14 protein-coding genes are annotated in these 13,438 nt (G+C 66.7%); 10 read left to right on the top strand and 4 right to left on the bottom strand.

The annotated features are described in order from the left end of the window. The first annotated feature begins 29 nt into the window (after nucleotides 1–29). The 3 genes from purB to A5724_RS01540 are packed head-to-tail and all read left to right on the top strand — an operon-like array spanning nucleotide 30 to nucleotide 3,567. Complete coding sequence (purB, locus tag A5724_RS01550; RefSeq protein WP_067795099.1) at nucleotides 30–1,448, top strand: adenylosuccinate lyase; 1,419 nt, start codon at nucleotides 30–32, stop codon at nucleotides 1,446–1,448. Next, entirely contained in the window at nucleotides 1,445–2,656 is a 1,212-nt protein-coding gene (locus A5724_RS01545) for a cytochrome P450 (RefSeq protein ID WP_067795096.1), read from the top strand. The genes purB and A5724_RS01545 overlap by 4 nt, the downstream gene beginning before the upstream one ends. Further along, nucleotides 2,653–3,567: a tellurite resistance/C4-dicarboxylate transporter family protein gene (locus tag A5724_RS01540; protein ID WP_156752082.1), complete on the top strand. Its 915-nt coding sequence runs from the start codon at nucleotides 2,653–2,655 to the stop codon at nucleotides 3,565–3,567. Before A5724_RS01545 ends, A5724_RS01540 begins: the two co-directional genes overlap by 4 nt. Here A5724_RS01540 and A5724_RS01535 read toward each other — a convergent pair. Further along, the gene (locus A5724_RS01535; RefSeq protein WP_067795093.1) at nucleotides 3,491–4,354 is read right to left on the bottom strand and encodes a type IV toxin-antitoxin system AbiEi family antitoxin domain-containing protein; all 864 of its coding nucleotides are present in this window, start codon (nucleotides 4,352–4,354) and stop codon (nucleotides 3,491–3,493) included. The two genes, A5724_RS01540 and A5724_RS01535, sit on opposite strands and share 77 nt — an antisense overlap. 96 nt (nucleotides 4,355–4,450) lie before the next feature. Then, a complete protein-coding gene (locus A5724_RS01530; protein ID WP_067795089.1) occupies nucleotides 4,451–5,077 on the bottom strand; it encodes a hypothetical protein in 627 nt (208 codons plus the stop codon). A gap of 30 nt (nucleotides 5,078–5,107) precedes the next feature. On the opposite strand from A5724_RS01530, the gene A5724_RS01525 reads away from it, so the two are divergent. Together A5724_RS01525 and A5724_RS01520 are read left to right on the top strand one after the other, a co-directional pair. After that, on the top strand, nucleotides 5,108–5,995 hold the full coding sequence (locus tag A5724_RS01525; protein WP_067795086.1) for a phosphoribosylaminoimidazolesuccinocarboxamide synthase: 888 nt from the start codon (nucleotides 5,108–5,110) through the stop codon (nucleotides 5,993–5,995). Then, nucleotides 5,992–8,097 carry a S9 family peptidase gene (locus tag A5724_RS01520; protein ID WP_067795083.1) on the top strand — a complete coding sequence of 702 codons (2,106 nt, stop codon included), beginning with the start codon at nucleotides 5,992–5,994 and terminating at the stop codon, nucleotides 8,095–8,097. Before A5724_RS01525 ends, A5724_RS01520 begins: the two co-directional genes overlap by 4 nt. Here A5724_RS01520 and A5724_RS01515 read toward each other — a convergent pair. After that, entirely contained in the window at nucleotides 8,056–8,505 is a 450-nt protein-coding gene (locus A5724_RS01515) for a DoxX family protein (RefSeq protein ID WP_067795080.1), read from the bottom strand. The two genes, A5724_RS01520 and A5724_RS01515, sit on opposite strands and share 42 nt — an antisense overlap. 75 nt (nucleotides 8,506–8,580) lie before the next feature. Here A5724_RS01515 and A5724_RS01510 point away from each other — a divergent pair, with 75 nt between their 5' ends. From A5724_RS01510 to A5724_RS01495, 4 genes are all read left to right on the top strand, one after another. Further along, on the top strand, nucleotides 8,581–9,138 hold the full coding sequence (locus A5724_RS01510) for a TetR/AcrR family transcriptional regulator (protein ID WP_067795077.1): 558 nt from the start codon (nucleotides 8,581–8,583) through the stop codon (nucleotides 9,136–9,138). Nucleotides 9,139–9,149: 11 nt separating this feature from the next. Then, entirely contained in the window at nucleotides 9,150–9,641 is a 492-nt protein-coding gene (locus A5724_RS01505; protein WP_067795071.1) for a glutathione peroxidase, read from the top strand. A 62-nt stretch (nucleotides 9,642–9,703) separates the two neighbouring features. Continuing rightward, complete coding sequence (locus A5724_RS01500; RefSeq protein WP_067795067.1) at nucleotides 9,704–10,408, top strand: DUF2334 domain-containing protein; 705 nt, start codon at nucleotides 9,704–9,706, stop codon at nucleotides 10,406–10,408. 22 nt (nucleotides 10,409–10,430) lie between these two features. Continuing rightward, nucleotides 10,431–12,074 (top strand): FAD-binding dehydrogenase, encoded by a 1,644-nt coding sequence (locus A5724_RS01495; RefSeq protein WP_067795064.1) that lies wholly within the window; start codon nucleotides 10,431–10,433, stop codon nucleotides 12,072–12,074. Here A5724_RS01495 and A5724_RS01490 read toward each other — a convergent pair. Further along, nucleotides 12,071–12,724: an MBL fold metallo-hydrolase gene (locus A5724_RS01490; protein WP_067795061.1), complete on the bottom strand. Its 654-nt coding sequence runs from the start codon at nucleotides 12,722–12,724 to the stop codon at nucleotides 12,071–12,073. The genes A5724_RS01495 and A5724_RS01490 overlap by 4 nt on opposite strands. 45 nt (nucleotides 12,725–12,769) lie before the next feature. Here A5724_RS01490 and A5724_RS01485 point away from each other — a divergent pair, with 45 nt between their 5' ends. Beyond that, nucleotides 12,770–13,429 (top strand): ATPase, encoded by a 660-nt coding sequence (locus A5724_RS01485; RefSeq protein WP_067795056.1) that lies wholly within the window; start codon nucleotides 12,770–12,772, stop codon nucleotides 13,427–13,429. Nucleotides 13,430–13,438: the final 9 nt, after the last annotated feature.

Here is a 13,438-nt window from a genome sequence, read left to right as displayed (position 1 = left end):
GCCTTACCCGCGCCGTAAGCTGTCTGTCTGTGACGATCCCTGATGTGCTGGCCAACCGGTATGCCAGCGACGAGATGGTGGCGATCTGGTCACCGGAGGCCAAGGTGGTCGCCGAACGCCGGCTGTGGCTGGCGGTGCTGCGAGCGCAGGCCGCGCTCGGCGTCGATGTGCCCGCCGGCGTGGTGGAGGACTACGAACGGGTGCTCGACGACGTCGACCTGTCGTCCATCGCGGCGCGCGAGCGGGTGCTGCGCCACGACGTCAAGGCGCGCATCGAGGAGTTCAACGCGTTGGCAGGGCACGAGCATGTGCACAAGGGCATGACGTCTCGGGACCTCACCGAGAACGTCGAGCAGTTGCAGATCCGCCGGTCGCTCGAATTGGTGCACGCCCACGGTGTCGCGGTGGTGGCACGGCTGGCCGAGCGTGCGATCAGCTACCGCGATCTGGTGATGGCGGGACGCAGCCACAACGTTGCCGCGCAGGCCACCACGTTGGGCAAGCGGTTCGCGTCGGCGGCCGAGGAGATGCTGTTGGCGCTCGAGCGGTTGCGGACACTGATCGACCGGTATCCGCTGCGCGGCATCAAGGGCCCGATGGGCACCGCGCAGGACATGCTGGACCTGTTCGGCGGCGATGTTTCGCGGCTCGCAGAGTTAGAGCGTCGAGTCGCCGAATTTCTCGGCTTCACAGACATTTTCACCAGCGTCGGCCAGGTCTATCCGCGGTCGCTGGACCACGACGTGGTGTCCGCCCTGGTGCAGGTGGGGGCCGGGCCGTCGTCGCTGGCGCACACCATCCGGCTGATGGCAGGCCACGAGCTGGTGACCGAGGGCTTCGCGCCGGGGCAGGTCGGTTCGTCGGCCATGCCGCACAAGATGAACACGCGGTCCTGCGAGCGGGTCAACGGGTTACAGGTGGTGTTGCGCGGCTACGCGTCGATGGCCGCCGAGTTGGCGGGCGCGCAGTGGAACGAGGGCGACGTGTTCTGCTCGGTGGTGCGACGCGTCGCACTGCCCGACGCGTTCTTCGCGATCGACGGCCAGATCGAGACGTTCCTGACGGTGCTCGACGAGTTCGGCGCCTATCCCGCTGTGATCCAGCGTGAACTCGACCGGTACCTGCCGTTCTTGGCGACGACGCGAATCCTGATCGCGGCCGTGCGCGCGGGGATGGGCCGCGAGGCCGCGCACGAGGTGATCAAGGAGCATGCCGTCGCGGTGGCGTTGGCGATGCGCGAGAAGGGTTTGGAGCCCGACCTTTTGGATCGGTTGGCCGCCGACCCACGGCTGCCGCTGGACCGTGTCGCGCTCGACGCCGCGCTGGCCGACAAGCAGGCGTTCACCGGCGCCGCGGGCGATCAAGTGGACAGGGTGGTGGACGCGGTTGACGACCTGGTGGGCCGCTATCCCGAGGCGGCGAAGTACACCTCGGGCGCGATCCTGTGAGTTCGGAGTTGTCGCAGATCGACTTCACCGATCTGGACAACTTCGCATCCGGGTTTCCGCACGCGCTGTTCACGGTGCATCGGCGCGAGGCGCCGGTGTACTGGCACCCTGCCACCGAGCACACGCCGGACGGGGAGGGCTTCTGGTCGGTAGCCACGCACGCGGAAACGCTTGCGGTATTTCGTGATCCATCGACCTTCTCCTCCGTCACCGGAGGGTCACGGCCGTACGGTGGCACACTCTTGCAGGACCTGTCGATCGCCGGCCAAGTCTTGAACATGATGGACGATCCGCGACACTCGCAGATCCGCCGACTGGTCAGTTCGGGCCTGACGCCGCGGATGATCGCCAGGGTGGAAGACGATCTGCGGGTGCGGGCGCGTCGCCTGCTAACCGCGGTGGTGCCAGGTGAGCCCTTCGACTTCCTGGTCGAGATCGCCGCCGAACTGCCGATGCAGATGATCTGCATTCTGCTGGGAATTCCTGAGTCCGAACGGCATTGGCTGTTCGAGGCCATCGAACCGCAGTTCGACTTCGGCGGCGCCCGTAAAGCGTCGGTGGGGCAGATGTCGGCGGAGGACGCCGGGTCGCGGATGTACGCCTACGGCCAGGAGTTGATCTCGGCCAAGCGGGCTTCACCGACCGACGACATGTTGTCGGTGGTCGCCAACTCCGACGCCAGCGACCTCGAGGTCTACCTGTTCTTCAGCCTGCTGTTCAGCGCGGGGGCGGAGACGACGCGCAACGCCGTCGCGGGTGGGCTGCTGGTGTTGGCGGAGCATCCTGGTCAATTGGCTTTGCTGCGTTCGGATCTGGCGCTGTTGCCCTCTGCGATCGAGGAGATGGTGCGGTGGACGTCACCGTCGCCGTCGAAGCGGCGCACCGCCACCCGCGAGGTCGAGTTGGCCGGGTGCCGCATCGAGGCCGGGCAGAAGGTGCAGTTGTGGGAGGGCTCAGCAAACCGCGACGCGTCGGTGTTCGCCGACGCGGATACGTTTGACATCGCGCGGAAACCCAATCCGCATCTGGGTTTTGGGCATGGTGTGCACTACTGCCTTGGCGCCAACCTGGCGCGGCTCGAACTGCGGGTGCTGTTCGAGGAATTGCTGGGCAGGTTCTCGTCGGTGCAGGTGGTCAAGCCGGTGGAGTGGACGCGCAGCAACCGGCACACCGGAATCCGGCATCTGGTGGTCGAACTGCGGCCGTGAAACCCGACACGTTTGCGGCGGTGATGGCGACCGGCATCGTGTCGATCGCGGCCGCGGACCACGGTCTCGACGTTGTCAGCGACGCGTTGATCGTGTTGGCGGGGGTCGCGTTGCCGGTGCTGATCGTGGCGGCCGCGACTGCCTGGCGACGCGAGTCGTGGGCGCTGACCGATCTCGATGTGGCGATTCCGCTGTGCACGTACATCGCTGCATGCGCCGTGGTCGCGGCGCGACTGGCTGAGCACCGAATAGTGCTGTGGGTGCTGGCCGGAATGGCGTTGCAGGGCTGGCTTTCGCTGGCGCCGGTGGTGGCGCGGCGACTGTGGCGCGAACGCTCCGGCCTGCGTGATCGCGCGCACGGCGGGTGGGAACTGGCCAGCGTCGCGACGTCCGGGCTGGCGATCCTGATGGCGGATTTGAAGATCGTGTTTCCTGCCGTGTTGTTCTGGGTTCTCGCGATGTTCGTGTACGCGATGATGACGAGCCTGGTGGTGGGGCGTGTGCTGCGTGAGGCGTTGCCGCCGGATGTGGCGCGGCCGCACATCTGGATTCTGATGGGCGGTGCGGCGATCGCGACGTTGGCGGGCGATCACATTCACAAGGCGGGCCTGACCGCGGTGTGGCCGGTGACGGTGGTGACGTGGATCGTGGCCACCGCATGCATCCCGTTCTTGGTTTATGCCTGCCTCCGGCGTCGCATCGGGCTGGGGTGGGCTACGGTGTTCCCGCTGGGAATGTACTCGTCGGCGACGTATGCCACCGCCGTCGAAACCGGTTGGCGCTGGCTGACAATCGTGTCGCTGGTGTTCTTCTGGATCGCGCTGGCGGCGTGGCTCATCGTCGCGACCGACGCGCTGCTTCGATTTCGGCGAGCACGCGCTGCGGATACTCCGTCAGATCCAGCCACGTGAAGCGCAGCACCAGCCAGCCGAGCAGGATCAGCTTGTTCTGTCGTTCGCGGTCGATCTGGAAGTCTTCCCGGCTGTGGTGAAAGGCCCAGCCGTCGGTTTCGACGGCTATCTTCTCCGCCGGGAATCCGACGTCGACCTTGTATCCGCCGACCGGATAGTTGGCCTTCCAGCCGGTGATGTTGTTGTCTCGCAACAGCTTGATCAGCAGGCGTTCGGCTTCGGAGCGGGCGCCGTCGGCCGCGGCCACAAGCAGTCGCCTCGCGGCGGGCGAACCGTAGCGGCCCTTGTTGCGCAGATGGGCTTTCCAGAGTTGCGGCAGTTCGACATGGCGCTGCAGTGCGGAGTCCATCAGCTTGGCGCCGGCGCCGCGTCTGGCGGCGGCCTCGACCACGGTCAGCGGCAGCGCCGTCACGCGTAAGCCGTCGCGCTCGACGACGTCGTGTGGATCCAGATCCCGCCGCCTCAATCTGGTAGCCGCGTGGCATCGGCTCGCGCCCTGACGGGGCACTGTCACCTCGACGACGTCGGGCGGGTATCTGGTCAGGTCGTGCCACCACGCCGCGGCCAAACCGCTCGCGGTGGCTCGGTCCCCGTAGCCCCACACCGCGGCGCGGATACGTGCCCGGTCGGTAAACGGCCTGTCGTCGACGAAGTACACGCCCTGGGAACATCGCACCCACTGACCGGCCTGTGTTCGTCGGTTGACAGCATGCTTGCTCAGGCCCGCGCTGCGCGCTTGAGTCAATGTGATGACGCCGTCATGTCGGCGTAGGTAGTCATCGAGCACGACTTAATGGACGGCAGTGACGGCCTGCGCGGTTCCACTCGCTGCGATTTCGGTGTGTTCAGTCGCGGCGGGCGCGACCCAGCACACCGAAATCGCTCAGTGGGGGATGCGGCGGACCCGGACGCCCGCCGCCCGGAGTTCCAGCGCGGCCAGGCCGCGGATCGCGATGGGGTCGAGATCCCGCCACGCGCCCACCGGGTCGGGCGTGATCGCGGCGAGCTTGGCTAACGGCCGGTTGGCCAGCGCCCGCAGGGCGAGCAATTGCTCACCCGCCGCCGTCGAGGACAGTGTGATGGCCGTCCACTTGCGGCGGAAGAACCGGATCCGCAGAAACAGCCAGGGCAGCGCGACGAACAGGATCGGCGGGGCGGCGACCGCCAGTGCAAGCACCCAGGACAACCACGACGCCGTCGTAAACAAGCTGTGCCCGCCGCCCGCGATGTCGAGCGCGGCCTCGCTGGCCGCTCGCAGCGGCTTGGCAAGCGCATCACCGATGAGCGGAAAGTCGTCTGTGCGGTCACCGGCCGAGTTGAGGTTGTCGGCGACGCCGTTGGCGCCGGCCTCGACCTGGCGACCGACCTCGCCGATGGCCGACACAGCGGAATGCACCGCCATCCCGACCAGCACCCACACGGTCGTCCAGGCGATCACCACCACGTCGCTGATCAACTGCCTGAGCAGCCGCGTCGGTGTGGTGGCATAGGGCACGTAACGGGACGTCATAAGGTTGATCCCAGCAGATAGGCTGGCCCGATGCGCCCGTCTCTGTCGGACTACGAACATCTGGCCAGCGGCAAGGTTCGCGAACTGTACCGCGTCGACGACGAGACACTGTTGTTCGTCGCCACCGACCGGATCTCCGCCTACGACTACATCCTGGACTCGGAGATACCCGATAAGGGCCGCATCCTGACCGCGATGAGCGTCTTCTTTTTCGACTTCGTCTCGGCGCCCAACCACCTGGCCGGCCCGCCCGACGACGAGCGCATCCCGCAAGAGGTGCTCGGCCGGGCCTTGGTGGTGCAGGAACTCGAGATGCTGCCGGTGGAGGCGGTGGCCCGCGGCTACCTGACGGGGTCCGGGCTGATCGACTATCAGAAGACCGGCAAGGTGTGCGGCATCGCATTGCCGCCGGGGCTGACGGAGGCCAGTAAATTCGCCCAGCCGTTGTTCACCCCGGCCACCAAAGCCGAACTAGGACAACACGACGAGAACATCTCGTTCAACGACGTGATCGAATTGGTCGGCGCGGTGCGGGCCAACCAGTTGCGGGAGAAGACCATGCAGACCTACGTGCAGGGCGCCGATCATGCGCTGACGAAGGGCATCATCGTCGCCGACACCAAATTCGAGTTCGGCGTCGACAAGCAAGGCAACCTGCGCCTCGCCGATGAGGTCTTCACCCCGGACTCCAGCAGGTACTGGCGCGCCGACGAATACCGGGAGGGTGTCGTCCAGCAGAGTTTCGACAAGCAGTTCGTGCGCAACTGGCTGACCAGCCCGGAGTCCGGCTGGGACCGCAACGGCGACAAGCCGCCGCCCCCGCTGCCACCCGACATCGTCGACGCCACCCGCTCCCGTTACATCGAGGCCTACGAACGCATTTCGGGCCGTAAGTTCAGCGACTGGATCAAACCGTGAACCCGCCTGTAGCCAAACGCATCGATCATCGCCGCGAGTATCACGGCGACGTCTTCGTCGACCCTTACGAGTGGTTGCGCGACAAAGACGACCCCGAAGTTCTCGAGTACCTCAAGGCCGAGAACGAATACACCGACCACGTCACCGAGTCGTTGGCCCCGCTGCGGCAGAAGATCTTTGACGAGATCAAGGCGCGGACCAAGGAAACCGATCTGTCGGTGCCGACTCGGCGCGGCGATTGGTGGTACTACGGCCGCAGCTTCGAGGGCAAGCAATACAGCGTGCAATGCCGTTGCCCCGTCGCAGATCCCGACGACTGGGTGCCGCCGCAGTTCGACGAGAACACCGAGATCCCCGGCGAGCAGATCTTGCTCGATGAGAACGTCGAGGCTGAAGGACACGACTACTTCGCTCTCGGCGCCGCGTCGGTCAGCCTGGACGGCAACATCCTGGCCTACTCCGTGGACGTCAAGGGTGACGAACGATACACGCTGCGCTTTAAGGACTTACGCACCGGAGCTCTGTACGACGACGAGATCGTCGGCATCGGCGCCGGAGCCACCTGGGCGGCCGACAACCACACGATCTACTACGTCACGGTCGACGAGGCATGGCGCCCGGACACGGTATGGCGACATCGCCTGGGCTCCGGCTTGCCCGCCGAGAAGGTCTACCACGAGCCCGACGAGAAGTTCTGGCTCGCTGTCGGCCGCACCCGCAGCAACAAATACATCGTCATCGCCGCAGGCAGCGCCGTCACGACCGAGATGCGCTACGGCGACGCAGGAGACGGTGAGGCCGAGTTCACCACCATCTGGCCGCGGCGCGAACTGGTCGAGTACTCCGTCGAGCACGCGATCGTCGGCGGCGAGGACCGGTTTTTGATCTTGCACAACGACGGCGCCGAGAACTTCACGCTCGTCGAGGCTCCGGTCAGCGATCCCACCAACGTTCGGACCCTGATCGAACACCGAGGCGACGTCCGACTCGACTCGGTCGACGCGTTCGAGGGACATCTGGTCGTCAGCTACCGCAGTGAGGCGCTGCCGCGGATTCAGCTGTGGCCCATATACGCCGACGGCGAATACGGCCGCCCCGAGGACATCACGTTCGACTCCGAGTTGATGTCGGCGGGCCTCTCGGCGAACCCGAACTGGAGTTCGCCCAAGCTGCGGATCGGTGCGACGTCGTTCGTCATCCCGGTGCGCATCTACGACATCGACCTGGCCACCGGCGAGCGCACGCTGCTGCGTGAGCAACCCGTACTCGGCGACTATCACCCCGACGAGTACGTCGAGCGGCGCGACTGGGCCGTCGCCCCCGACGGTGTGCGCGTACCGATTTCGATCGTCCACCGCATCGGCTTGCCGTACCCCGCTCCGACGCTGCTGTACGGCTACGGCGCCTACGAATCCTGCGAAGACCCACGGTTTTCCATCGCCCGGCTGTCGCTGCTCGACCGGGGCATGGTGTTCGCGGTCGCCCATGTACGCGGCGGCGGCGAGCTCGGCAGATCCTGGTACGAGCACGGCAAGCTGCTGGAGAAGAAGAACACCTTCACCGATTTCATCGTGGTGGCGCACCACCTCATCCAGACCGACGTCACCCGACCGGAGAACCTGGTGGCCTTTGGCGGCAGCGCGGGCGGGTTGCTGATGGGCGCGGTCGCCAACATGGCGCCGGAACTGTTCGCGGGCATCCTCGCTGCGGTGCCGTTCGTCGACGCGTTGACCACCATCCTCGACCCGTCGCTGCCTTTGACGGTCACCGAGTGGGACGAGTGGGGAAACCCGTTGGAAGACAAGGACGTCTACCACTACATGAAGTCCTACTCACCCTACGAGAACATCGAGGCGAAAGACTATCCGCCGATCCTCGCGATGACATCGCTGAACGACACCCGCGTCCTGTATGTCGAACCTGCGAAATGGGTTGCGGCGCTTCGACACACCAAGACCGACGATCACCCGGTGCTGCTGAAGACCGAGATGAACGCCGGCCACGGCGGGATCAGCGGCCGCTATGAGCGCTGGAAGGAAGTGGCGTTCGAGTACGCCTGGCTACTGGACGCCGCCAAGGCCAACCACGACGGCGGCGGCTAGGAACACGATCTCCTCCGCCGTTCGCACGTCCAACCGTGAGTTCATCGACTTCGGCGGGTCGGACATCCGCGACGCATAGATGTTGGCCGGGAACATCACCAACATCAGCACGAAAAGACACACCGCTGCCGCGACACGGGTCGGCGGGTAGAGCAGTCCGGCCGCGCCCAGCAGTTCCAGCACGCCGGTGAACGTGACGAGCAGACCCGGCGCGGGTAGCCGCGGCGGGACGATCGCGATCATGTCGCGCCGCAGTGGGTTCACGAAGTGCGCGGCCCCGGTCAACACGAACATCGCCGCCAGGCCGACCGCGAGCGCTTCCGGCCAACCTGCGACGTAATCGACCCCCAGCCAGCCGACCAGGCGGGCGGCCAGGGTGCCGAAGACCAGGGTGAGGACGACTGCCATTGCGACTCCTAATCTAGACAGTGACAAGATTGAGGTTATGCGGGAATCTAGGCACTGTCAAGATATGATCGGCAGATGAGCAGGGACACCTATCACCACGGCGATCTGAAGGCCGTGATCCTGGCCAAGGCCGCCACCCTTGTCGCCGAGCGCGGCGCCGACGGAATCTCGCTGCGTGAGCTCGCGCGGGAGGCCGGGGTGTCCCACGCCGCGCCCGCGCATCACTTCACCGACCGTCGCGGACTGTTCACCGCGCTCGCCGCCGAGGGGTGGCGCCTGCTGACCGAGGCGCTGCGAGACGCGCGGCCGGACTTCCTTGACGCGGCACTGGCCTACGTCCGATTCGCGCTGGACCATCCCGGCCACTACGCGGTGATGTTCGACCGGTCGCTGGTCAACTCCGCGGACCCCGAACTGATCGCGTCGATGGATGCCGCCGGGACCGAGTTGGCACAAGGGGTAGGCACGCTCGACGATCTGAACGCCAAGGGCGATCCACAGGCCGCGGCATTGGCGGCATGGTCTCTGGTGCACGGCTTTTCGCTGCTATGGCTCAATCAAGCGATCGACAACGACACCGATCCGATCGCGCTGGTGCACCGGGTCGCCGGGATGCTGTTCACGAACCGGTAGCGTGCCGGGTTATGACCTCGCTGACTGACATCGCATTGACGACGCTGGACGGACGGCCGACCACGCTGGCCGAGTTGGCCGGCGGCGCTGCGTTGGTGGTGAACGTGGCGTCGAAGTGTGGGCTGACTCCGCAATACACCGCGTTGGAGCAGCTGGCGAAGGACTACGCTGACCGCGGCCTGACGGTGATCGGGGTGCCGTGCAACCAGTTCATGGGCCAGGAGCCGGGCACCGCCGAGGAGATCCAGACGTTCTGCGCCACCAACTACGGCGTGACATTTCCGCTGCTGGCCAAGACCGACGTGAACGGCGCGAACCGCCACCCGCTCTACGTCGAGCTGACCAGGACGCCGGATGCCTCCGGCGAGGCGGGCGACGTCCAGTGGAACTTCGAGAAGTTCCTGCTCGCCCCCGGCGGTCAGGTGCTCAACCGGTTCCGGCCGCGCACGGTGCCGGATGCGCCTGAGGTGATCGCGGCCATCGAATCGGTGTTGCCCCGGTAGATGTCAACTGCTGACCACGTGTTGTAAACCGTCGCGACATTTGCCGGCGCCACACTGAACGCGTGGCTGGACAACTGATCGTCTCGGTTTCCGGGATCAGCGATCGCACGCTGGCCGACGTCGCCGCGTTCCGCGGCCGGCTTGACGAACGTGGGGTGCCTGCCTCGTTTTTGGTGGCGCCGAGAATCAAAGGGGGCTACCGGCTCGACTCGGATGCGCCGACGGTCGAGTGGCTTGCAGACCGGCGCACCCGCGGTGATGCCATCGTGCTGCACGGCTTTGACGAGGCGGCCACCAAGAAGCGACGCGGCGAGTTCGCCACTTTGCAAGCGCACGAAGCGAATCTGCGGTTGATGGGCGCGGACCGGGTGCTCGAGCATCTGGGGTTGCGGACCCGGCTGTTCGCCGCACCCGGATGGACGGTATCGCAGGGCACCATGATGGCGTTGCCCCGCACTGGGTTTCGGCTCGTCGCCGGGCTGAGCGGTATCACCGATCTGGTTCGTCAGACCACCGTGCGGAGCCGGGTGCTCGGCATCGGCGAGGGGTTCCTGAGCGAGCCGTGGTGGTGTCGAACGCTTGTCCTGTCGGCCGAACGCTCGGCGCGGCGCGAGGGTGTCGTCCGCGTCGCGGTGGCCGCACGTCATCTGCGTCGGCCGGGGCCGCGGCAGGCCATGTTGGATGCCGTCGACCTGGCGTTGATGCACGGGTGCGTGCCGTGCGTCTACCACTGGGATCCATATCCCGCTCTGACAGACGCGGCATAGCCAACGCCGCTAACGTGGCGGCGTGGCAGATGCTGATGTGATCGTGGTAGGTGCCGGTCTGGCCGGTCTGGTGGCCGCGTGTGAGCTGGTCGAACGTGGCCGCAGCGTGTTGATCGTGGACCAGGAGAACGCCAACAACGTCGGTGGCCAGGCGTTCTGGTCGTTCGGCGGGCTGTTCTTCGTGGACAGCCCGGAGCAGCGGCGGCTGGGCATCCGCGACAGCCACGAGCTGGCGTTGCAGGACTGGCTGGGCACCGCGGGCTTCGACCGGCCCGAGGACCACTGGCCGCGGCAGTGGGCGCACGCCTACGTCGACTTCGCCGCGGGGGAGAAGCGCAGTTGGCTGCACGAGCGCGGTCTGCGGACCTTCCCGCTGGTCGGCTGGGCCGAGCGGGGCGGCTACGACGCCCGCGGCCACGGCAACTCGGTGCCGCGCTTCCACATCACCTGGGGCACCGGGCCTGCGATCGTCGACATCTTCGCGCGCAGGCTGCTGGGCAACGCCAAGGTGCGGTTCGCGCACCGCCACCGCGTCGACGAGCTGGTCGTGGACAGCGGCGCGGTCACCGGAGTGCGCGGTGCGGTGCTGGAACCTACGACCGCTGCGCGCGGTGTGGAGTCGTCACGAAATGTCGTCGGCGACTTCGAATTTCGCGCACAGGCGGTAGTCGTCGCCAGTGGCGGGATCGGCGGTAACCACGACCTGGTGCGGCAGAACTGGCCGAAGCGGATGGGCCGGGTGCCCGAGCAGTTGCTCAGCGGGGTTCCCGCGCACGTCGACGGGCGGATGATCGGCATCACCGAATCGGCCGGTGCTCGGGTGATCAACAGCGACCGGATGTGGCACTACACCGAGGGCATCACGAACTACGACCCCATCTGGCCGTTGCACGGCATCCGGATCATTCCTGGGCCGTCGTCGTTGTGGCTGGACGCCAACGGCAAACGGTTGCCGTCGCCGTTGTATCCGGGCTTCGACACGCTCGGCACGCTGGAGTACATCTCGCAAACCGGGCAGGACTACACGTGGTACGTCCTCAACGCGCGAATCATCGAAAAGGAGTTCGCGTTGTCCGGGCAGGAGCAGAATCCCGACCTCACCGGCAAGAGCGTGCGCGATGTGTTGCGGCGGGTGCGGCCTGGGGCACCGCCGCCGGTACAAGCGTTCGTGGACGAGGGTGTCGACTTCGTCAGCGCAAACTCGCTGCGCGACTTGGTATCTGCAATGAACAAGGTGCCTGACGTGGTGCCGCTGGACTATGCGACCGTCGAGGCGGAGGTGACTGCCCGCGACCGCGAGGTGGCCAACCGGTTCACCAAGGACACCCAGATCGCCTCGATCCGGGTGGCGCGCAACTACCTCGGCGACCGGTTCGGCCGCGTCGTCGCCCCGCACCGGCTCACCGATCCGAAGGCCGGCCCGTTGATCGCCGTCAAACTGCACATCCTGACCCGCAAGTCGTTGGGCGGGTTGGAAACCGACCTGGACTCGCGGGCGCTCAAACCCGACGGCACCCCGTTCGACGGTTTGTACGCAGCCGGCGAGGCGGCCGGATTCGGCGGCGGCGGCGTGCACGGCTACCGCTCGCTGGAGGGCACCTTCCTGGGCGGATGCGTGTTCTCGGGGCGAGCGGCGGGCCGGGCAGCGGCGAGGGCTACGGCCTAGAACTCCGTCGCGTTCTCGGGTTCGAGCACCTGGAAGTCGGCGTTGGTCATCTCGGACAGCCGCCCGTAGTAGAGGCCGCGGGCGTTCGGTTCGATGATCGCCTGATGGATGGGTACGGCGCGGGCGGGTGCGACGGCGCGCAGATAGTCGACCGCCTCCGACACCTTCATCCACGGGGCGGCCGCGGGAGTGGCCAGCACGTCGACGGGCTCACCGGGGGCGAACAGCGCGTCGCCGGGATGCATCAACCGGGCGGCATGCGAGCCGTCGCCGATGAGGTACGAAATGTTGTCTATCACAGGGATTTCCGGGTGGATCACCGCGTGCCTGCCGCCGACTCCGCGCACGGCCAGGTGCCCGATGCTCAACTCGTCGCCGACGTGCACGGCCTGCCAGGGGTCGCCGAGTTGTTCGGCGGTCTGCGGGTCGGCGTACAGCGCGGCCTGCGGGTTGGCCTCGACGAGCGCCGGTAGCCGCGCCGTGTCGGCATGATCGGGGTGCTGGTGGGTGATCAGGATGGCCGACAGCCCGGTGATGCCCTCGAACCCATGCGAAAAGGTCCCCGGGTCGAACAGGACGGTGGTGTCCTGTCCTGAATCGCCCTTGAAATTCGCGAGTAGGCATGAATGGCCGAAATGCGTCAATTGCATGCCTATATTGTGGCGCGCAAGTCTGTACCCGGGGGGACCTGCAACGTGCGATTGCTGCTGGCGGTGGCCGTGACGACGTTTGGGCTGGCCATCGCGCCCACTACTGGCGCCGTCCCGGGCGAGTGCCCGCCGTTTTGCGACGCCATCCCCGATGCGGCGTGGATCGCGCCGACGTCTGTGCCGCTATACCCGGTGTATCGGTGGCCCGGCCTGGCCGCATTGGCGGTGACGGCGTCGTCGCCGCGGTTCGGCTTCGAGGCGGTGTGCACCAGTCCGCCGGTCGCCGAGGATCCGCGGGCGTATGCCGTCGCGGCGCGGTCGGTGGTGCTCCACGAGAAAGGCCAGTGGAACCTTTTGGTGCAGGTGATCCACTGGCGCGGCGACACCGCGACCGGCGGACGGACCGCGCTGTCGACCCTGGAAACCGCCAGGTCACAGCTGCGCGACTGCCAGTCGACGGCGGACACGGCGTCGCCATCGATCACCACCGATGACGGCACAAGCGTCGCAGCGGTGATCAGCAAGGCGGGCATCCAGGTGATGCACGAGTACCTGCTGGCCCATCCGGGCAGCAGCACCGTTGTCGAACTGGCCATGTGGTCGTCGCTGCCGGCTCAGGTGGACTGGCCGGCGGTGGCCGACGCGCAGGTGCTCGATGCGATGGCGGCCGCGTTGTGCAGGGCATACCTGGGTTCGTGCCGGTGAGGCGGCGGC

Origin of the sequence: Mycobacterium sp. ACS1612, assembly GCF_001667505.1 — a bacterium.
Classification (GTDB): domain Bacteria; phylum Actinomycetota; class Actinomycetes; order Mycobacteriales; family Mycobacteriaceae; genus Mycobacterium.
The sequence above is the reverse complement of the archived record's forward strand: the minus strand, read 5'-3'. Positions and strand labels throughout refer to the sequence as shown.